General features: G+C 40.0%; 18 protein-coding genes. 14 read left to right on the top strand and 4 right to left on the bottom strand.

The genetic code is table 11. The features are described 5' to 3' along the window. Window positions 1–65: 65 nt before the first annotated feature. Window positions 66–2,141 (top strand): S9 family peptidase, encoded by a 2,076-nt coding sequence (locus KO529_RS13220; protein WP_215948345.1) that lies wholly within the window; start codon window positions 66–68, stop codon window positions 2,139–2,141. A 261-nt stretch (window positions 2,142–2,402) separates the two neighbouring features. Beyond that, window positions 2,403–2,642 (top strand): hypothetical protein, encoded by a 240-nt coding sequence (locus KO529_RS13215; protein ID WP_215948344.1) that lies wholly within the window; start codon window positions 2,403–2,405, stop codon window positions 2,640–2,642. Between the two features lie 150 nt (window positions 2,643–2,792). On the opposite strand, the gene KO529_RS13210 is transcribed toward KO529_RS13215, so the two are convergent. Further along, the gene (locus tag KO529_RS13210; RefSeq protein WP_215948343.1) at window positions 2,793–4,103 is read right to left on the bottom strand and encodes a serine hydrolase domain-containing protein; all 1,311 of its coding nucleotides are present in this window, start codon (window positions 4,101–4,103) and stop codon (window positions 2,793–2,795) included. Between the two features lie 399 nt (window positions 4,104–4,502). Here KO529_RS13210 and KO529_RS13205 point away from each other — a divergent pair, with 399 nt between their 5' ends. Beyond that, window positions 4,503–5,330 (top strand): sialate O-acetylesterase, encoded by an 828-nt coding sequence (locus KO529_RS13205; RefSeq protein ID WP_215948342.1) that lies wholly within the window; start codon window positions 4,503–4,505, stop codon window positions 5,328–5,330. A gap of 457 nt (window positions 5,331–5,787) precedes the next feature. On the opposite strand, the gene KO529_RS13200 is transcribed toward KO529_RS13205, so the two are convergent. The 3 genes from KO529_RS13200 to KO529_RS13190 all read right to left on the bottom strand — a co-directional run bounded on the left by KO529_RS13200 (window position 5,788) and on the right by KO529_RS13190 (window position 8,172). Then, on the bottom strand, window positions 5,788–6,876 hold the full coding sequence (locus KO529_RS13200; protein WP_215948341.1) for a Gfo/Idh/MocA family protein: 1,089 nt from the start codon (window positions 6,874–6,876) through the stop codon (window positions 5,788–5,790). Window positions 6,877–7,094: 218 nt separating this feature from the next. Continuing rightward, window positions 7,095–7,655: a hypothetical protein gene (locus KO529_RS13195; protein ID WP_215948340.1), complete on the bottom strand. Its 561-nt coding sequence runs from the start codon at window positions 7,653–7,655 to the stop codon at window positions 7,095–7,097. A 73-nt stretch (window positions 7,656–7,728) separates the two neighbouring features. Continuing rightward, window positions 7,729–8,172 (bottom strand): hypothetical protein, encoded by a 444-nt coding sequence (locus KO529_RS13190; RefSeq protein ID WP_215948339.1) that lies wholly within the window; start codon window positions 8,170–8,172, stop codon window positions 7,729–7,731. A 216-nt stretch (window positions 8,173–8,388) separates the two neighbouring features. Here KO529_RS13190 and KO529_RS13185 point away from each other — a divergent pair, with 216 nt between their 5' ends. From KO529_RS13185 to KO529_RS13135, 11 genes are all read left to right on the top strand, one after another. Beyond that, window positions 8,389–9,504 carry a DUF2891 domain-containing protein gene (locus tag KO529_RS13185; RefSeq protein WP_252734394.1) on the top strand — a complete coding sequence of 372 codons (1,116 nt, stop codon included), beginning with the start codon at window positions 8,389–8,391 and terminating at the stop codon, window positions 9,502–9,504. Between the two features lies 1 nt (window position 9,505). After that, window positions 9,506–10,699, top strand: coding sequence for an Nramp family divalent metal transporter (locus tag KO529_RS13180; protein ID WP_215948338.1), 1,194 nt, complete (start codon window positions 9,506–9,508; stop codon window positions 10,697–10,699). Between the two features lie 4 nt (window positions 10,700–10,703). Continuing rightward, window positions 10,704–11,441, top strand: a complete 738-nt coding sequence (pxpA, locus tag KO529_RS13175; RefSeq protein WP_215948337.1) for a 5-oxoprolinase subunit PxpA — start codon at window positions 10,704–10,706, stop codon at window positions 11,439–11,441. Continuing rightward, a complete protein-coding gene (gene pxpB, locus KO529_RS13170; RefSeq protein WP_215948336.1) occupies window positions 11,438–12,175 on the top strand; it encodes a 5-oxoprolinase subunit PxpB in 738 nt (245 codons plus the stop codon). Before pxpA ends, pxpB begins: the two co-directional genes overlap by 4 nt. Next, window positions 12,168–13,007 carry a biotin-dependent carboxyltransferase family protein gene (locus KO529_RS13165; protein ID WP_215948335.1) on the top strand — a complete coding sequence of 280 codons (840 nt, stop codon included), beginning with the start codon at window positions 12,168–12,170 and terminating at the stop codon, window positions 13,005–13,007. The genes pxpB and KO529_RS13165 overlap by 8 nt, the downstream gene beginning before the upstream one ends. A gap of 426 nt (window positions 13,008–13,433) precedes the next feature. Beyond that, on the top strand, window positions 13,434–15,110 hold the full coding sequence (ilvD, locus tag KO529_RS13160; RefSeq protein ID WP_215948334.1) for a dihydroxy-acid dehydratase: 1,677 nt from the start codon (window positions 13,434–13,436) through the stop codon (window positions 15,108–15,110). A gap of 87 nt (window positions 15,111–15,197) precedes the next feature. Next, window positions 15,198–16,931 carry a biosynthetic-type acetolactate synthase large subunit gene (ilvB, locus tag KO529_RS13155; protein WP_215948333.1) on the top strand — a complete coding sequence of 578 codons (1,734 nt, stop codon included), beginning with the start codon at window positions 15,198–15,200 and terminating at the stop codon, window positions 16,929–16,931. Window positions 16,932–16,993: 62 nt separating this feature from the next. Then, window positions 16,994–17,518, top strand: coding sequence for an acetolactate synthase small subunit (gene ilvN, locus KO529_RS13150; protein WP_031444068.1), 525 nt, complete (start codon window positions 16,994–16,996; stop codon window positions 17,516–17,518). A gap of 46 nt (window positions 17,519–17,564) precedes the next feature. Beyond that, complete coding sequence (gene ilvC, locus KO529_RS13145) at window positions 17,565–19,040, top strand: ketol-acid reductoisomerase (protein ID WP_215948332.1); 1,476 nt, start codon at window positions 17,565–17,567, stop codon at window positions 19,038–19,040. A 70-nt stretch (window positions 19,041–19,110) separates the two neighbouring features. Beyond that, window positions 19,111–20,364 (top strand): threonine ammonia-lyase IlvA, encoded by a 1,254-nt coding sequence (ilvA, locus tag KO529_RS13140; RefSeq protein ID WP_215948331.1) that lies wholly within the window; start codon window positions 19,111–19,113, stop codon window positions 20,362–20,364. A 165-nt stretch (window positions 20,365–20,529) separates the two neighbouring features. Beyond that, entirely contained in the window at window positions 20,530–22,116 is a 1,587-nt protein-coding gene (locus KO529_RS13135) for an NADP-dependent glyceraldehyde-3-phosphate dehydrogenase (RefSeq protein WP_215948330.1), read from the top strand. Window positions 22,117–22,274: the final 158 nt, after the last annotated feature.

Genomic DNA, 22,274 nt, shown 5'->3' with positions numbered 1-22,274 from the left:
CCCTAACATACTGTAAATCAGCAATTAATTACTTACCTTTTACTACAATTTAAACCATTGACTATATGAAAACAACTACCTCTTTATTCATTTTAATTTGCTTTTTAATCTTAGGATGTGCCGAGAAAGAAAGAGAAACAACAGAAGTCACAGTCCCAGATCTGGTAGACCGTGAACTATTTTTTGGGAACCCTGACAAAATACAGGTAAGGATTAGCCCTGACGGTAAATATTTTAGTTATAGAGCCCCGGTCAACAACGTCATGAATATATGGGTGGCCCCTATAGAAAATCCGGAGAACGCCCAGCCAATTACCAACGATACCTTGCGCGGGATACAGGCCTATCAATGGAGTTACAAGTCAGGAAATATACTATACGCGCAAGATAAGGGTGGTGATGAAAACTGGCATGTTCACTTAGTGGACGTGGAAAGCAAAACGAATACTGACCTTACCCCACAGGAGGAGATTATAGGAGCCGATGGGAAACCGATTACAGACCCCAATACAGGGCAGATCGTGCGGCCAAGAGCAGATATTCTGAGCGTATCCAGGGAGAATCCCGAAGAGATACTTATCCAAATAAATAATTCGGATCCTTCCAATATGGATGTCTACAAAGTAGATTTGAATACCCACAAAATGAAGCTAGTATTGAAAGATGAATCTTTTTTACAGATTTTGCCCGATAACCTATACAATATCCGTCTGGCCACAAGAACTAATCCAGCTGGGGGCCAAATTGTTTACAAATACAATAATGGTAAGTGGGAGGAATATTTTAGGGTTCCACAAGAGGATATGCTTTCGTTTGGCTTCTTTGGATTTGACAAAAACAACCAGAACGCCTATATGATAGACAGCAGGGACAGGGACAAAGCGGCCCTGTACACCTTAAATCTGGAAACCGATGAAAAGAAAGTAATAGCGGAAAACGAAAAATCTGACATTGCCGATATTTTGGTGCATCCTACCACCTATGAAGTTGAGGCCTATGCCACCAATTATCTACGCAAGGAATGGGTTCCATTGACCGAAGAAGCAAAGGGGAACCTGGATTATCTTAGTACATATAAAGAGGGAGAATTAACTGTACATTTTAGATCTACGGATAATAACACTTGGATTTTATCCTATGATTCGCCACAGGAATATTTAAAATATTATAATTATGACCTAAAGGCGAAAAAAGCCGAATTCCTAGTTGCATCCAAACCTGAATTTGATGATGTGCCATTGGCGAATATGTACCCCGTTGAGATTGAGAGCAGGGATGGTTATAAATTGGTTTCCTACCTTACCATACCCCAAGAATTGGATGTTAATGGTAGAACCTCCAAACCAGCTCCAACCGTATTATTGGTCCACGGCGGACCTTGGGGTAGAGATAATTTTGGATTCAACGGTTTACACCAATGGTTGGCCAATAGGGGTTATGTAGTACTGAGCACCAATTTTAGGGGATCTATTGGCTTTGGGAAGAAATTTATCAATATTGCTGCCAAGGAATGGGCCGGTAAGATGCATGATGACCTAATAGATGCCGTGGACTGGATGGTGGAAGAAAAGATTGCCGACAAGGAAAATGTCGCCATTATGGGAGGAAGTTATGGTGGTTATGCCACCTTGGTAGGCCTTACCTATACTCCAGATGTCTTCGCTTGCGGTGTGGACATCGTTGGCCCATCCAATCTTACTACCCTTCTCAATACAATTCCACCATATTGGAAATCGTTCCGGGATGTCTTTGTTCAGCACATTGGAGATCCGGATACCGAGGAAGGCCTCGCTTTACTTGAAGAACGCTCACCCTTGAACCGCGTAGACAGTATCATAAAACCTTTGCTCATAGGACAGGGGGCGAATGACCCACGTGTTAAACAGGCTGAGGCCGATCAGATTGTAAAGGCTATGAACGAGAAACAAATTCCCGTAACCTACGTACTTTATCCTGATGAGGGACATGGCTTTGCAAGACCAGAAAATAATCTTTCGTTCTTTGCGGTTTCTGAAGCATTCCTTGCCCAGCACATTGGTGGTAGATACCAGGATATTGGCGACGATTTTGAGGGCAGTAGTATTCAAATAATTGACTCAGGCAACTTGAACAGCTTAAAGACTCCTGAAGGAAAACAATAGACTAAAAACATTAACTAAATTGCAACATTTTGTCCCAATGACCATGGACATTATGGGTGCAATTATATTGCCGTATCTGGTAACAAAGGCTTGGCAGCTTGTGAGACAAAAGTACGAGCGTGACGACTGCCTGATAGCGAGGCAGGCTTGTCCAGCAAGGGTTTTCAGGGGTTATTAATCGATAATATGATTTATTAGCAATATTATTTAATTAAAAATCATTATATTAATTACACTTAATAATAATTAAAATCTATTGTTATGGAGAAATTAATTTTGATTCCCTTCCCAGTTACAAAAGAAAATGTTGATGAAGTATTAAATGCACTTTTGGTAATTGACATCATAACTAAAACAGATTCTGACAGAAACTTAAATAAAGAATTAGTTGAATGGTTGAGGTTCATTAAAAAACTCCCGAACTCCAATTTTGACCCATCTAAAACGTTTAATGATTATATCTTAAAAACGAATGACAGAATTAAAACCTTTAATAATTAGTTGTATGGGGTTTTGGTCTAGATACACCCGTTAGCGCGAGCGTCAACAAGAGAAGGGCCGGCAGGGAAAGTGGTCAACCTATATCTGGGACGTACAACTTTGAACTTTTGACATTGAACATTCAACTTTCAACTTTCAACTAACAAATGTTTATTCCAAATGTAACTGGACCAGATCATTACCCGTATTCAGTTGATTATAAGGAGTAGTTTCTCCATATATTCCCTTCACTATGGCATATAGATCCGGGATTACGGTTTTGGCAATTCTACTGTTGTTGCTCAATAGCACACAGATACCCAGATCGGCTTCCGGATAAATAGCAATTTCATTTCTGTAGTTGTTGACACTTCCTCCATGATGCCATATAGTTTTTTCTTGGTCCGAGTCCTTCTCCATGAATTTATGTATTCTCCATCCATAACCATAATAAGATGTTTTATGTCCTGGCCAATGTTGGTAATACTTGCTTTCCCCTTTAATTTCTATAAAGGGGGAAAAAGTTTCTGCAAGAGCAGATTTGCTCATTAATTCCGGGTTATGCCCGAGTAAAAATCGCATCCATTTGGCCATATCAACAGAGCTGGCACTAATACCTCCCGCTGCAATGGCGTTGTAATAATTGTTTGAAAGGGGCAATGTTCTCCAGCCGTTTCTTCTTTTGGAGTGTGGCATGGCCACATTTTCCATGTGCGCCAAGGTTTCATAATCCATGGTGGTAGAACACATACCCAATGGATTAAAAAAAGTATTGGCCAACACCTCACTTATATCCTGTCCGGTTGCTTTATGTATCATTTCCCCACATAGCGCAAACATGGCATTCTGATAACTATACATTGATCCGGGCTCGCTGATCGGGGTAATTTCCTTAAAACGTTGGGCAATATCCTGTAGTGGCAGTCCAGCCTCCACGAGATTGGTATAACTATGATAAGGGGTGCCTGCAGTGTGTGATAAAATATTGGCTAAAGTGATTTTATTGGTATTGTCCTTGTCGCCAAATTTAAATTCCGGTATAAAGTCGCTTACCCGGTCCTCCCAATGTAATTTGCCTTCATCCTTTAATTCGGCAGCCAATACCCCTGCAAATCCTTTGGAAAGGGATCCTAGTCTAAAAATAGTCCCTCCATCTACACGCTCGTTGCGATTGATGTTTCGTTTGCCATAGCCATCCGAAATTATAATAGAATCATCCTTTACAATACTCACTCCTGCACCTACAATATCTCCTGCGGCGATAGCCTTATCAAAATAGGCATTGATGGCCACTTTCAATTCATCTTGATGCCTTTTATAAAGCATCTCCTCTTTGGCATTCAAGGCGTCCTTTAAATGTTCAATACTTGTAACAGCTACCTTGGGTCCTGGATCGGGGGGCGAATTAAAAGCGTTTAAAACAAGGGTTACTAGCATAAGGATTAAAAGCGAAATCCCGATTAAGGTTTTGCTTCTCTTCATAAGGGGTGCGTTTTATTAATGTAATTTTTGATAAATATAGGATGATATACTTAAATAACGGATGAAATACACAGTTTCTTACTTATGTCCTTAATTTTTAACACTTAAATCTAACTGGTTGCCCGTCATATCCTAAAAAGCACTGTACTATTGTACTAACGCATAGGTTTACTGTCCATGTTCCAAGGTAAACCTAGCCGGCAGCCAGGTTCATTCGAGAGGTTTCGGACGTTTACACATTTAAATTGAGGTCTCCGCTGCGATAGACCAGACAACATTATCATAAACAACCCATTAACAATTAAAAATCCATCAAACTCACGTTAAATAAATTAATATATTGTGGGTGGTTTAAATAATTTCTAAACTATAGTGCAACCTAATATCATTAGATCCGATATGACTAAAAAAATAGTTCTAATAACCTTACTTACATTTTCAGTAATATTTTGGTGCAATGGACAGGACAAGGACGAAAGGACACAATTTTTCCCAAAAGTTGAGCTGCCGGTAGAAAATGTTCCCAATAAAGAGAATTTATGGGTTTTTATTTTAGCGGGGCAATCCAATATGGCGGGTAGAGGGCTAGTGGAGCCTCAGGATACCGTTCCCAACAAAAGAGTATATACCCTAAACGAGCAGGGCAATATCATCTTTGCCAAAGAGCCGTTACATTTTTATGAACCATCAATGGCAGGATTGGACAGCGGCCTTTCATTCGGCAAGTCCCTCATTAAGCATATCCCGGACAGTATTTCGGTTCTTTTAATTCCCACAGCGGTAGGGGGAAGCTCAATTTCACAGTGGTTAAACGATTCCATCCATAGGGAGGTTAAACTATTCACCAATTTCAAACAAAAAGCAGAATTGGGTATGCGTTTTGGGACGGTAAAAGGGATTCTTTGGCATCAGGGTGAAAGTGATGCCAAAACCAAGGAGGCTCCATTATACCAAATCAAATTATCGGAGTTGTTCTATCAATTCAGAAAAATTATTGGGAACCAAGAGACACCCGTTGTAATAGGACAACTGGGCAGTTATTCGACCAATCCATTGTGGTCAAAGATTAATGACCACATAAAATACTATGTATCCACTGATCCATATTCAGGGATGATCAATACCCAGGACCTAAAGGACAAAGGGGATAAGGTGCACTTCAATTCCGAAGGGCAGCGGCTCATGGGAGAAAGATATGCCAATGAATTTATCAAACTACAACATTAGCCATATTTTGATATATGCGTTGCTATGATTACCATATTATACGGGTAAACTATGTATAATTTAATTTACACTGCAATAGTTCTAATTACGCATAGCCTAACCGGGAACCAACATGGGTCACTTACCCATGGCTAGCCAACATTTTAATCGCTAATATGTGCAACCTAAATTAAGAGGTCAGCACATAAATGGCCCAAGCAAAGCAAAAGGCGCAAAAGAGATAAAATAAAAATTCGTTTAATGTAGTATTTTCCTTCATAAGATTGGGTTTATATATAAAACCCCAAAATCAAAGGAAAAGGATTTTCGTCTCCATGTATGGAACAAAATTTCGACAACTTGAACCTAATTCGGATGAAGGGTCAAAATCATCTATGAAAGTAAAATCCTACAAAACCATAAAACCAAGAAAGACAACGGTTTACCGATAAATTCTCAGTATAAAACCTTGCCAAACCTACAATTTTACCACACAATTCTGTGCGGCCGATTTGTAGATGGCCTCAACAACACGAATATCCCTCAGTCCTTCTTCCCCAGGGACAATTAAGTCGGTTTTATCCATAATAGCCATAGCGTCCTCATCCATTTGCTTGGCCTGCTGGCTAGGGATGGAAAATTTAATGATGGTCCCATCGGACATACTTCCGTTATTACCGTTATAGGAGGAGTGCGGTTCCATTTTTAACCAACCTTTTTCGTAGTTTACCTGAAGGTGGTTCATATTGATACCAAAACTGGTCTGGCAGGATGCTCGGGCTCCGCTGGGAAATTCCAATTGAAACATCATGGTTTCCTCCACTTCGTGATAAATTTCAGGTCGGGTTGTGGAGGCCTGCGCCAATACCGAAATGGGTTCTTCCCCAGTGGCCAATCGCGCACCTTGTAGCGCATACACGCCCATATCACCCATTGCTCCACCTCCTAATTTTTTATTTTGCTTCCAATGGTTGGTCCGGCCGTCAAAATATCCCGCTGCAGAAGTCACCATCCGTACTTTCCCAAATGGCCTTTCCTTGCCCACTTTCATATAGGCCTGAATATTAGGGTCGTGTTGACAGCGGTATCCAATAGCCAGTTTTACTTTATTGTCCTTGCAGGCCTTGATCATTGCCTCACAATCGGCAACAGAGGGTGCCATTGGCTTTTCGCACCACACATGCTTACCGGCCTTGGCCGCCCTTATGGTATACTCCGCATGCATGGAAGGCGGTAGAACCACATATACAACATCTATATCCGGGTTATTGGCAATGGTATCAAAATTATTGTAATTGTATACGTTCTTGTCCTTTATACCATATTTTTCTTTCCATACAGGAATCTTTTCGGGACTACCGGTGACAATGCCCCTTAATTCACAGTTGTTGGTCAATTGTAGGGCAGGGGCAAGAAGATCGGTGCTATAATACCCTAATCCAACAAGGGCTACCCCTAATTTTTTCTTTTGTGCCCTGGTGGAGGATAGTAATATTTGGGGTGTAAATGCGCTTGCTGCTGCAATTAATCCAGCCTTTTGAATAAAAATTCGCCTGTGTTTTTCCATGGTTTTAGTTTGAGAGTAAAAAATACTACAAAAATTTGATATTTCCATGAAAATATAGGAAGCCTTAAAAGCCGAAAAAGCGCTACGGGATTACAGCGATTGCACATTCCCTTTCTAAAGTATTTTAATTCCCAAATCATTGGACCGTATAAAACTACTTCCCATTGATTCTCCAATTAAGTAAAAAAAGGCCTATAGACTGAAAGGTGACAATACCTCTATTCCTTTTTCTGAAGACTCTGGACCAATAGGTCCTTTAAAACGTATGCGGCAACAAGAATAAATCCCGTAACAAGGGTAGGGGTAGCATATTCCCATTCCAATATTTTGGTCAGGCTACCAATGATTATGGCCAATATACCAATGATCATCATGGTGTTCCACATGAAATATGCAATATCACTTCTATTGTCGTCCTTGTCATCAATGAGGTATGTTGTGCCTTCCATGATGATCCAAATAATAAAGGCCAAGCTTCCTATTACTTGAAAAAAATCATTGTGGGATATATCCAGAATTTTGAAAATTCCATTTAGGGACCAAGAAGTAACCAATATTAATTTATTGTATTGCAGAAATCCCTTTTTTGTTTTTTTCCAAAATCGCCAGGCGTACAATACGCCAATAGAAATAAGGGAAATTAATATTATGGGATTTGATACGGTTGTAAAATGTAGAATTTTACAAAGAAAGCCTACAATAAGTAGGGAAATGGCTATTCTTAAAGGTGTTCTCAAAATCTTCTTTTCTGTTTCCATAAAATTGTTTTTAAGATTCATGGCAATTCAGTTTTGGTTTTGCTGAATTGCTTTTGTCCTTACTTGAAAAGACATTTCCCTATGGCATCACTAGCTATAGTACCTTGATATTGGCCTTTAGTCCTTCCATAATTCCTAAAATATTATCTACGGTTTCCTTTAAATAATATTTAATAAGTACATGGGGGATACGAATGGTGGTAAATCCATTTCTAAAAGAATGCATAGCTTCTTCCAAATCGTTTATGGCTTGTTCATGGGTTATGGAATGGTATTCCGTGTCTATTTCTATATTAAGTTTTACCCTCGATATAGCAATATCCACTGATTTTTTTCCATCCCACCATTCCAGCATTGGATTTACACCTGCACTTTTTAAACCATAATACAATTGTATGGCTTCCTTGGGGGTTCTTTTAAGTTTGATCAGCTTTTCCATTCTGCCTTTGTGCTTCGCACATAGCTCTAATCCTAGGAGATCCATAGAACTTTTGTGGTCGAGATAATCAAGCTCTTTGTTACAATCTAAACATGTCATTCAAGTAGGTTAAAAATTTAATTTGGGATTATTATAACCGTAATATTTTTGGATTATTATATGAGGGTTATCCAAAAAGGCCATCTTTTAGACGAACTGCAACTTTTTAGATGAACGACCTACTTTTCAAACCACATGGCCTTTAAAAAATAAATATTCTTCCGCATTTTGGAATATCCCTATATATTTACATATTCACTATTTCAAACCTAAATAATGGACTGTAGAACAATGCTTAAAACAATAGTCACGACTTTTATCTTTTTTATCATTCTTTTAAGCTGTAGGGACCAACAAAATACAATGCCTAAAGCTGCTACGGCCTTGGCACTGCCGGAACTGACTTTTAACGAAGCCAATCGGCTGGTACGTCTGCCATTGGAATGCCTACAAACGGAATATCCCAACAAATTAAATCAGTCACTTCAGGATTCAACCCATTTGGGAGGTCCTAAACAATTGCACCCAGCATTTTATGGTTGTTACGACTGGCATTCCTCTGTTCACGGTCACTGGTCCATGGTTTCCCTGCTTAAACAGTTCCCTAGTTTAAATCAGGCTTCCACAATTCGGAATAAATTGGTGGAAAATATTTCCAAGGAAAATATATTGGCAGAGGTGGATTATTTTAACATGATAGGAAATAAGTCATATGAACGGACATATGGGTGGGCCTGGATCCTGAAATTGGCCGAAGAGCTTCATACATGGCAGGACCCTTTGGCCCGTGACCTAGAGGTTAATTTACAGCCGTTGACAAATTATATAGTGGCTGCCTACATAGAATTTTTACCGAAATTAAATTACCCCATTAGGGTGGGTGAACATTCCAACACCGCCTTTGGACTTTCCTTGGCTTGGGATTATGCCGTTGTCCTTGAGGACGATGCCTTAAAAAACGCCATTACCTCCAGTGTTGCCCGGTTCTATGAAAACGATGCAGATTGTCCCCTGAACTGGGAACCTAGCGGATTCGATTTTCTATCGCCATGCCTGGAAGAAGCCAATCTGGTGAGAAAAATCTATAGTCAGGAAAAGTTTAAAAAATGGCTGGATAAATTCTTGCCCCAATTGGCAGATCCTCAATTTAGTCTGGAACCCGGTAAAGTGTCGGACAGAACAGATGGTAAATTGGTGCATTTGGATGGCCTCAATTTTAGTAGGGCCTGGTGTTTGTACGGTATTGCGGAAACACTTCCCCAATACTCCCATTTAAAACTAATAGCCACCGAGCATATTAATTACTCACTTCCCAGTATTGTAGACGATAATTACAGTGGTACCCATTGGTTGGGAAGTTTTGCATTATATGCCTTAAATACAGCTCAATAGAATGAAATTTAAAATGGGGCCAGGAGTTTTGGTAGCGGCAGCCTTTATAGGCCCTGGTACCGTTACCGTATGCACCATTGCCGGGGTACAATATGGATATTCACTTCTTTGGGCCCTGTTGCTATCCGTATTGGCCACCGTAGTATTACAGGAAATGGCAGCTAGATTGGGAATTGTTACCCAAAAGGGGTTGGCCCATGTTATAAAAGAAGAAATAGGTGTCCGCTGGTTAAAAATTTTGGTACTGGGTCTTATTCTATCGGCAATAGTTATTGGGAATGCAGCTTATGAAGGCGGTAATATTGGTGGTGCTTCCTTGGGCTTGGAGGCTATTTTTGGGCAGGAATATCTAAGTTTTTATCCTTGGGCAGTTGGAATATTTGCATTTATACTTTTGTTTTTTGGTAATTATCAGGTTTTGGAAAAGGTACTGGTTTCCTTGGTAGTGGTCATGAGCATATCCTTCCTATTGACGGCCATAATTACAAAACCGGATATTTCGGCCATAATAAAAGGTCTTTTTATCCCCAAAATTCCAAATGGAGGTATTTTGACCATTATTGCCTTGGTAGGCACCACGGTTGTACCCTATAATTTATTCTTACATACCTCATTGGTAAGCGAAAAATGGAAATCGAAAGAAAATTTAAAGGAGGCGCGTAGGGATACCGTCGTGTCCATTGTCCTGGGAGGTATGGTATCTATGGCAATAGTGGTTACCGCAACTGCTATTCCTTCCAACGAAATAACCAATATTATGGATATGACCAAAGGATTGGAACCACTATATGGGGAAAGTGCCAAATATTTTATGGGAATGGGACTTTTTGCGGCCGGGGTAACCTCTGCCATTACCGCGCCCTTAGCTGCTGCCTTTGTAGCCAATAGCTGTTTTGGATGGAATACGACCATGGACAACCTACGTTTCAAGTTGGTCTGGATGATCATTTTATTGATAGGTGTCCTATTTATGTCCATAGGAATAAAACCTCTGGAGATTATCAAATTTGCCCAGGTAACCAACGGGATGCTATTACCAATTATCGCTATTTTTCTACTGTGGATCGTTAATCGCAAAACAGTAATGCTGGAATATCAAAATACCCAATTTCAAAATATATTGGGGATTATCATTATTATTTTGTCCATTATATTGGGGGCAAAAAGCATATTAACCGTTTTTGGGCTATTTTAAGGACATGATCAATATTGATATTAATTGTGACATAGGGGAGGGTATAGGCAACGAAGCACAGCTATTGCCCTTAATCACCTCCTGTAATATTGCCTGTGGCGGCCATGCCGGGGATACTGCTACTATGATGAAGGTAGCCTTCTTGGCCAAAGAACACAAGGTGTTGATAGGGGCACATCCATCATATCCGGATAGGGAGAATTTTGGAAGGACCAGCATTAAAATGGCTAAAGAAGAATTGAAAAAAAGTATCCTTGCCCAGATCGATGATTTAAACACTGTCCTCAAATCTTTGGGTCTTGCGCTGAACCACATAAAACCCCATGGTGCCCTGTACAATGATGTGGCCAGGGACAGGGAATTGGCATTGGTATTTTTGGATAGTGTTGAAAAATATAAAAATGAGGTTTTTTTGTATGTTCCCTACGATTCAAATATTGCTGAAGAAGCGCTGCGTTTGGGATTCCAAATAAAATATGAGGCGTTTGCCGATCGCAATTATAATGAAGACCTCTCCCTTGTGTCCAGAAAAGAACCTATGGCCCTAATACAGGATCCCAAAGCCGTTAAAGACCATTTACTCTATATGGTTACAAAAGGTGCGGTTTTGACCCTTTCCGGGAAGGCGGTAAAAATCAAGGCGGACACCTACTGTATTCACGGGGATTCTCCTTCAACATTTCAAATATTAATGTATCTTTCCAAACATTTACCAAAGAACCAAATCTTAATAAAAAAGTGAGTAGTTTCAAAATATCTGTAAGACAATTTGGTGTCCATGCCATATTGGTGGAGTGGCCCAATAGGGTGGAAGAGTCCATATTGGACGAGATTCTTCAATTCATTCAATACTTGAAAAAAAATCACCTTGATGAAAAAGAGTGGGAGTTTGTTCCTGCTTATAATTCACTTACTTTGATATGCAAGAACACCGTCCTCGATTTCGATTATTTTAAACCGAAAATAAAGGAATGGTATGCCATAAAAGGAAAGATAGAACCTGCTACCAGATACCTCTGGCGATTACCGGTAAGTTATGATTTGGAATTCGGGTTGGATCTTGTGGAGATTTCTGGACAATTGGGCCTGTCGGTAGAACGTATAATTGAATTGCACTCCCAAAGTATTTATACGGTCTATGGAATTGGTTTTTTACCTGGGTTTATGTATTTAGGAGGCGTGCCGGAGGCTTTGGAGGTTCCACGTAAATCTACCCCCAGGCCTAAGGTCCTTAAAGGCTCTGTTGGTCTAGCGGGGAAACAAACGGGAATTTACCCCCAGGATTCACCTGGAGGATGGAACATAATTGGAAAATGTCCGGTTCCCATGTTCGATGTAAAAAAGGAAAAACCATGTTTCGTTAAAGTGGGGGATAAAATACAATTTTACCCTATTTCAATGGCAGAATACCAATTGCACAAAATTGAGGGTGAGGTAGGGATTTATAACTTAGAAAAAAAAGTGCTGGATGCTTAACATTATAAAATCGGGCTTTTTCACTACAGTGCAGGATACCGGTAGATTTGGGTACAGGGATAAAGGTGTTCCAGTTTCAGGAGTAATGGACTCATTCTCTGTCTCGAAGATAAATACTTTGTTGGAAAACGATGAAAACTGCGCTGTCCTGGAAATAACCATGACGGGACCAACATTGGAATTTGAACAGGATACCTATATTGTTTTGGGAGGGGCGGAAATGTCGGTTACCCTGAACGATATAAACATAGAGAATTACAAAGTCTATAAAGTTAATGGCGGTGATATATTATCCTACGGCAAATTATTAAAAGGATTTAGGGCGTATTTGGGAATTAAGGACGGATTCAACACCGCATCGGTATTGGGAAGTAGATCCTTTTTTAAGCCAATTACCGAGAGGGATTCCATTAAGAAAATGTCCAGTCTTCCGTATACCAAGTGTAAACAATTCAATCCCAAAATTTCTAAACTTAAAGTAGACTCCGTTTTGGACAAAATCAAACTCGAAGTTTTTAAGGGTCCTGAATTTAAACTATTGACAGATAATCAATTGTCACAATTATTCTACCGGGAATTTTCGGTGGCAAACGAGAATAACCGAATGGCATATCAGCTTAATGAAGTAATTGAGGGCAATAAGTTATCTATGTTAACCTCGGCAACCCTGCCAGGAACTATACAACTGACTCCTGCTGGAAAATTGATCATTTTAATGAAAGATGGTCAGACCACTGGAGGTTATCCCAGAATTCTACAGTTGTCGGACATGGCTATGTCCATTTTGGCGCAAAAAAGATCTGGAGATCATATTAGTTTTAAGCTAAAATAGGCGATGGAAATTTATTTCTTTGTCAATTAAATTTTAATGCCTAATTTTACGCTTATGATAATAAATAGAAGCATAATCAAATTGGTCATTATTGTCCCGTAATTGGGATGATACGGATTTCTATTTATTTAAAAAGCCTGTATCAAACATATTTGATACAGGCTTTTTTTTAGGTTTTGCCGAACTAAAATTTGGAATTATGTTCTTTTTTATGTCGCCATCAAAAGGTTTATCAAAGAATAAAAACCTACTGAATATGATATGGTTTATGTATTCAAGTATCTGATTATTAGGTATTTAAAATTAAATCGTTATTATTGAATTTAAATCAAATTTTTATGTTAAAAATCTAAGGGGTTTTAAACTTTTATCTTTGATAGTCGTAGTTTATATAGAATAGTATTAAAATACAAAGTATACAAATTAATGGAATTAAATAAATTTAGCAAAAACGTTACCCAAGACCCCACACAACCTGCCGCACAGGCTATGTTATACGCCATAGGACTTGTGGAAGAGGATCTAAAAAAACCTTTGATCGGAATAGGTAGTACGGGTTATGAGGGCAATCCTTGTAACATGCACTTAAATGATCTGGCACAAGAAGTAAAACTTGGGACCGAAAAAGGAGGCTTGGTCGGACTTGTGTTCAATACTATAGGTGTTAGTGATGGTATTTCAATGGGTACCTATGGTATGAGATACTCATTGCCTTCTAGGGATATTATTGCAGATTCTATGGAAACTGTGGTACAAGCTATGAACTATGACGGACTGGTAACTGTTGTTGGTTGCGACAAAAATATGCCCGGTGCCCTTATGGCCATGATCAGATTAAACAGACCATCTGTTTTGGTTTATGGTGGCACTATTGCCTCTGGTTGTTTCAAGGACAAGAAATTGGATATTGTCTCTGCCTTTGAGGCATGGGGCGAAAAGGTAGCCGGAACCATGAACGAGGAGGATTACAAAGGAGTAATTCAAAATGCATGTCCGGGAGCAGGTGCCTGTGGTGGTATGTACACCGCAAATACCATGGCCTCGGCCATTGAAGCTTTGGGCATGGCCCTACCTTATAATTCTTCCAACCCTGCTATTGGCAAGGAAAAGAAGCAAGATGCCATTAGCGCTGGTTTTGCATTGAGGCATCTATTGGAAAACGATATTAAGCCCAGCGACATCATTACAAAAAAATCTTTTGAAAATGCCGTTCGCTTGCTAACGCTCTTAGGAGGATCTACCAACGCTGTCCTACACTTTTTAGCCATAGCGAAAGCAGCAGATGTTGATTTTACTTTGGACGATTTTCAAAGAATTAGTGATACTACTCCATTTTTAGCGGATTTAAAACCAAGCGGTAAATATTTGATGGAGGATCTTCATCGTGCAGGTGGTACACCGGCAGTGATGAAGTTTATGTTGGAAAACGGGATGCTGCACGGAGATTGTTTAACAATAACTGGTAAAACTGTTGCCGAGAACCTTGCAGAGGTTCCAAGTTTAAAAGAAGGGCAGCAAATTATTATGCCTTTGAGCGCTCCGATCAAGGAATCCGGACACTTGAGAATTTTATACGGAAATCTTGCGGTAGATGGTGCCGTAGCTAAAATTACCGGAAAAGAAGGATTGCACTTTACCGGTCCTGCCAAAGTTTTTAATGATGAGTTTTTGGCCAATGCCGGTATAGGCAAAGGATTGGTGAAAAAAGGAGATGTTGTCGTTATTAGGTACGAAGGTCCAAAAGGTGGTCCAGGTATGCCGGAGATGTTGAAGCCTACCGCTGCCATTATGGGTGCCGGACTGGGAAAGGATGTGGCCTTGATTACCGATGGTCGCTTTTCTGGAGGTACACACGGTTTTGTTGTTGGTCACGTATGCCCCGAAGCTCAGGATGGTGGAACTATAGCCCTCTTGAAAGATGGGGATGTCATCACCATTGACGCAGAAAAAAATAGTATTTCTGTGGCCCTATCGGATGAAGAGATCAAAACGCGAAGGGCAAACTGGGTACAACCGCCCCTAAAGGTTAAAAAAGGAAGTTTGTACAAATATGCAAAAACGGTATCCTCGGCCTCCCAAGGTTGTGTAACCGACGAAATATAATATTAAAGGGTATAGAAAATAAAGCATCTGCCCAAGAAAAATTAAAGGGTTTTATACCAAGTATGTTAACCGATTAGGTCTACAATTATGGAAACATTGAAAAAGGAAAAAACAGCATCAACAAAGCAGAGCACGAAGAGAATAAGTGGTGCGGAGGCTATTATCCATTGCCTATTGGCTGAGGGTGTAGACTTGATTTACGGATATCCTGGCGGGGCCATTATGCCTCTGTATGACGAATTGTACAAATTTCAGGATAAACTAACCCACATTCTAACAAGACATGAGCAAGGTGCTACCCATGCTGCTCAAGGCTATGCTAGAGTAACAGGAAAAGTAGGTGTGGCAGTAGCCACATCAGGTCCAGGGGCTACCAATTTAATTACCGGTATTGCCGACGCCCAGATAGATTCAACACCCATGGTCTGCATCACGGGCCAGGTAGCTAGACATTTGTTGGGGTCTGACGCTTTTCAGGAAACCGATATAATTGGAATTTCCACTCCTGTAACCAAATGGAACTGTCAAGTAACCAAAGCTTCCGAAATTCCTGAAGTCTTGGCCAAGGCGTTCTATATTGCCAAATCCGGTAGGCCAGGACCTGTATTGGTGGATATTACCAAAAATGCACAAATTGATGAGTTCGACTTTTCATACGAGCATTGTAAAGGGGTTCGCAGTTACAACCCTTATCCCAAACCAGATATAAAAGCCATTGAGGAAGCGGCAAATTTAATCAATGCTGCCAAAAAGCCTTTCATAGTTTTTGGACAAGGGGTAATTTTAGGAGAAGCCGAGGAACAACTAAAAACCTTGGTTGAGAAGGCTGGTATTCCTGCTGCCTGGACCATACTTGGGCTTTCGGCCATGGATACGGACCACCCTTTAAATGTTGGAATGGTTGGGATGCACGGTAATTACGGACCTAATTTATTGACCAATGAATGCGATGTGCTCATTGCAATTGGTATGCGCTTTGACGATAGGGTAACCGGAAGTTTGGACACCTATGCCAAACAGGCAAAAATTATCCATTTCGATATAGATCCTGCGGAAATAAATAAAAACGTTAAGGCCGATGTTGCGGTATTGGGCGATTCCAAGGTTACCTTGGACCTGTTACTTCCAATGATCAAGACCAACACTCATGAATCTTGGCATAATGAGTTTAAGAAAAAATATAAGATAGAGTTTGACCAGATCATTAAAAATGATGTTTATCCTACCAAGGACAGACTTACCATGGCAGAAGTTATTGAGGAGATCAATATAGCCAGTGGCCATAAAGCCATTATAGTGTCGGACGTTGGGCAACATCAAATGATTGCCTGCAGATATGCCAAATTCAAACAGACCAAAAGTAATGTTACCTCTGGTGGATTGGGAACTATGGGCTTTGCTTTACCCGCCGCTATTGGAGCCAAAATGGGAGCCATGGATAGGGAAGTAGTTGCCATTATTGGCGATGGGGGATATCAAATGACCATTCAAGAATTGGGAACTATCTTCCAGAACAAAACCCCAGTTAAGATCGTGGTATTAAACAATGATCATTTGGGAATGGTACGTCAATGGCAGGAGCTTTTCTTTGAAAGTAGATACGCCTCAACCGTAATGGTCAACCCGGACTTTGTAAAAATTGCGGAAGGTTACCATATAGAATCCAAGCGCATAAGCGAGAGAAAGGATTTAAAGGATACCATTAAAGAAATGTTAGCCTCCAAGGATGCTTACTTTTTGGAAGTTAAAGTAGAAAAAGAGGATAATGTTTTCCCTATGATTCCTTCTGGGGCATCGGTATCGGATATACGTTTGAAATAAAATAATTATTAATTAAAATTACCCATAACTTCATATTTTTGATAGAGGATTGGGATAAGGAGATGGAAAAAAAATGGTTTACAATTTCAGTATACTCCGAGAACAGCGTAGGACTACTGAACAGAATATCAGGGATATTTTTAAAACGTCACATAAACATTGAGAGTTTAAATGTTTCAAAATCGGAAATAGACCACGTGTCAAAATTCACTATTGTGGTTTACACTACAGAAGATTGGGTACGTAATATTGTTGGTCAGGTGGAAAAGCAAATTGAGGTAATCAAAGCGTTCTATCATACCGATGAAGAAACCATATATCAGGAATCTGCATTATTTAAAGTGGCTTCCACCTTGTTGTTCGATGAGCGAAATATCCAAAATATCATAAAGGATAGTAATTCCCAAATTGTTACGGTATCCCGTGATTTCTTTGTTTTGGCAAAGACTGGAAGACGAAATGAAATTGATGACATGTACCAACAATTGAAACCATATGGCATAATGCAATTTGTGCGTTCGGGAAGGATTGCGGTTACAAAATCGGAAATGAAAATTTCATCATTATTAAAAGAGTTTAATCAATAAATAATCAACCCCGAAGCTAATCGGGACATAAAATCGAGTTTAAAAAATGGCAAATTACTTTAATACACTATCATTAAGGGAACAACTTACTCAATTAGGGAAATGCAGGTTCATGGAATCTACAGAATTTTCTGATGGTGTATCCGCTTTAAAAGGAAAAAAGATTGTAATCGTAGGCTGTGGTGCACAAGGTCTTAACCAAGGTCTTAACATGCGCGATTCGGGATTGGATATTTCATACACTCTAAGGGGTGCAGCTATAAAAGAAAAAAGACAGTCTTTTATAAACGCAAGTGAAAATGGCTTCAATGTTGGGACCTACGAAGAACTTATTCCAACGGCGGATGTAGTTATTAACTTGACCCCGGACAAACAACACACCAGTGTGGTTTCTGCGGTTATGCCCCTAATGAAAAAAGGTGCTACATTATCCTACTCACACGGTTTTAATATTGTGGAGGAAGGAATGCAGATCCGTGAGGACCTAACCGTTATTATGGTGGCGCCAAAATGTCCAGGATCTGAAGTACGTGAAGAATATAAAAGAGGTTTTGGTGTACCTACCCTAATTGCAGTACACCCCAACAATGACCCTCAAGATAAAGGTTTGGCCCAGGCAAAAGCCTATGCAGTTGCCACTGGCGGACATAAGGCCGGTGTTTTGGAGTCTTCTTTTGTTGCCGAAGTAAAATCTGATTTAATGGGTGAACAGACCATACTTTGTGGCTTGTTGCAAACAGGTTCTATACTTTGTTTTGATAAAATGATTGAAAAAGGAATTGACGCAGGATATGCTTCCAAGTTAATTCAGTACGGATGGGAGACCATTACAGAAGGTCTTAAATACGGAGGTATTACCCATATGATGGATCGTTTGTCCAATCCTGCAAAGATCAAGGCTTTTGAACTATCTGAAGAATTAAAAGATATAATGCGCCCACTTTTCCATAAGCATATGGACGATATTATGAGCGGCCATTTTTCAAAAATCATGATGGAAGATTGGGCCAATGACGATAAAAACCTATTGACCTGGAGAGCAGCAACCGGAGAGACCGCTTTCGAAAAAACTCCTGCAGGATCTGTTAAAATAGTTGAACAGGAATTTTATGACCACGGAGTACTAATGGTAGCAATGGTAAGAGCGGGTGTGGAATTGGCTTTTGAGTCCATGACCGAATCTGGAATTATTGCCGAATCTGCTTACTATGAGTCACTTCATGAAACTCCGTTGATCGCCAACACCATTGCTAGAAAAAAATTGTTTGAAATGAACAGGGTTATATCGGATACGGCCGAATACGGTTGTTATTTGTTCGATCATGCCTGTAAGCCTCTATTGGCCGATTTCATGAAAACCATAGATACAGATGTCATTGGTAAACATTTTGCCGATCAAAAACATCTAAGTGTGGACAATGCAAAACTAATTGCTGTCAACAAAGCTTTACGCGAGCACCCTGTAGAGATAGTAGGAGCAAGGTTGCGTGCATCCATGACGGCCATGAAACCTATAGTATAATCACAATTAACTAATTATAAGGCCTGCCGAGTTTAATTAACTGGGCAGGTCTTTGTTTATATACCTATTAATGAAACCATATTTTCCCAAAATAGAGGACATCCGGAAGGCTGCCGAAACCATTAGGCAAGTAGCGGATATTACCCCCTTGATGCAGAGCATCCGATATTCCAAGGCCTATGATGCCAATATTCTTTTAAAAAGGGAAGATTTACACAGGGTAAGAAGCTACAAAATAAGAGGTGCCTTCAATAAGATTAGCTCACTTAGCAAAAAAGAAACAGTCAACGGAGTGGTATGCGCCAGCGCAGGAAACCATGCCCAAGGTGTTGCCTTTGCCTGTAATCACTTAGGAATAAAAGGCACCATTTATATGCCATCCGTAACCCCTAAACAAAAGGTTGAACAAACAAAATTATTTGGAGGGGATTGGGTAACCGTGGTACTGGAGGGAGATACCTTTGATGATTCCTCAGATGCGGCTAAAAAATTCTGTGCCGCTGAAAAAAAGACTTATATCCATCCTTTTGATGACCCAAAAATTATTGAAGGTCAGGCTACGGTTGGTTTGGAAATATTGGAACAGACAAAAAAACCTATAGATTATGTCTTTGTAGCTGTAGGAGGTGGTGGTTTGGCATCTGGTCTTTGCGCTGTATTCCAGACTTTGTCGCCCCATACAAAAATTATAGGTGTGGAGCCGGAAGGAGCCCCATCTATGAAGAACTCTATGGAAAAGGGTATTAACACGGAATTGGAACATATCGACAAATTTATTGATGGTGCCGCAGTAAAACGAGTTGGCGATATTACTTTTGATATTTGTAGGGAATGTCTTTATGATATGGTAACCGTTCCGGAAGGCAAGGTTTGCCAGACCATATTAGATCTTTACAATAGGGACGCCATTGTTGTGGAACCGGCCGGAGCCCTTACAATTACAGTACTGGACGACTATAAGGAAGAAATAAAAGGTAAAAATGTGGTCTGCATCGTCAGTGGAAGTAACAACGATATTACGCGTACGGCCGAGATAAAAGAACGCGCCTTGCTTTACGGCAAATTAAAACACTATTTTATAATTCGCTTTCCTCAGAGACCAGGTGCCTTGAAGGAATTCGTTGTTGATATTTTGGGTCCAACCGATGATATTACCCATTTTGAATATTCAAAAAAATCGAGTCGGGAGAATGCTCCGGCCGTAGTGGGAATAGAATTAAAACATCCAGAAGATTTGGCTCCGCTTGTAAAACGGATGAAGGAGAACAATTTTTTTGGCGACTACATTAACGATAAGCCAGATTTGTTTCAGTATTTAATTTAATAACATTTGTGGTAATTTTTATGATATTGCAAAATGCGAAATCCTTTTCGTGACTTTCCTTCAAATATTCTATCAGATTTATAGGGAATTAAAATTATCGTTTTATTAATTTAGTGGTCTGATAGTTTAATTTCAATAGTTTCATTTTTCAATACAAAATCACTTATGGGCAAATCGGGCATACCTTCAGAATACATTATAAACGAGGTTATTCATCAAAGAACTTATCTTATCAATGGTGAATTAAGGGCTTGGGAGGGAAAAACCTCCGAGGTGTACTCCACCATATCCAGCACAGAAAAATACGCACCAACATTATTGGGCAGTATTCCGGACATGGAGGAAAAGGAAGCCATGGAAGCTCTTGATGCCGCCCTGCAGGCCTATAACAAAGGTAAGGGCATCTGGCCTACCATGAGGGTCAAGGAACGTATAGACTGCATGGAGATTTTTGTAAAGAAAATGCAGGCCAAGAGGGATGAGATTGTGAAACTTCTGATGTGGGAAATTGGAAAATCACTTCCGGACTCCCAAAAGGAGTTCGACAGAACGGTGGAGTATATTAATGATACCATTGAGGATTACAAGCAACTTGACCGTGATAATGCCAAATTTGAAAAAAACGATGGTGTTTATGCCCATATTAGAAGGGGTCCACTTGGGGTGGTACTATGTTTGGGCCCGTACAACTATCCATTAAACGAAACTTTCGCCTTGCTTATTCCTGCCATAATCATGGGGAATACGACCATTTTTAAGCCTGCGAAACACGGTGTTTTATTGATTACACCATTGTTGGAGGCTTTTCAATCCAGTTTCCCAAAAGGGGTAGTGAATATTGTATTTGGTAGGGGTAGGGCAGTAGCAGCGCCAATAATGAAGACAGGGAAAGTTGATGTTTTGGCTTTGATAGGTAATAGTAAATCGGCAAATGCCCTGCAGAACCAACATCCAAAAAGCAATAGACTGCGTTTGGTGCTCGGACTGGAAGCTAAAAATCCAGCTATAATATTACCTGACGCAGATTTGGATTTAACCATAGACGAGTGTATTGCCGGTACCTTGTCCTTTAACGGACAACGTTGTACCGCACTAAAAATAATCTATGTCCACGAGGATATTGCCGAGGAATTTAACAAACGATTTTCCGAGAGGGTCGATGCCCTAAAATTTGGAAACCCTTGGGAAGAAGGCGTTAAGTTAACCCCTCTGCCCGAACCTGGTAAGCCAGCCTATATACAGGAGTTAATAGATGACGCCAGAGAAAAAGGTGCCAAGATTTTGAATAAAAAAGGGGGCACACATTCCGACAATTATATTTGGCCAGCGGTACTATATCCCGTTAACAAAGAAATGCGGGTCTATCAGGAAGAGCAATTTGGTCCGGTAATTCCAATCGTGACCTTTAAGGATATTGAAGAACCTTTGGACGATATGGCCGAATCCAATTATGGACAACAGGTAAGTTTGTTCGGAAAGGATGTATACGCCATAGCTCCGTTAATAGATACCTTGGTGAACTTGGTATGTAGGGTAAACCTTAATAGCTCATGTCAACGTGGCCCGGATGTTTATCCATTTACAGGGCGAAAGGATTCTGCCCAAGCTACCCTAAGTGTCTATGATGCATTACGTTCCTTCTCTATAAGGACCTTTGTGGCCTTTAAGGACAACGAACTTAATAATGAAACCGTAGAACAGTTGTTGGAATCCAAACTGTCCAATTTTATTAGTACCGACTATATTCTATAACCGATATTTAATTTAGATTTTCTGGATCTTGTGAATTTCAAAAGATTAAAGCCCAACTTGATATCTATCTAGTGGGCTTTAATTTTTTTATTTCTTTACAGATGTTTTGATTTTAGAAGATAAGTGATTCTGTTTTAATACGATAAACACCTAGCCTT

Source organism: Arenibacter algicola (genome assembly GCF_018860365.1).
Lineage (GTDB): Bacteria > Bacteroidota > Bacteroidia > Flavobacteriales > Flavobacteriaceae > Arenibacter > Arenibacter algicola_B.
This window is presented reverse-complemented; position numbering and strand designations above follow the sequence as displayed.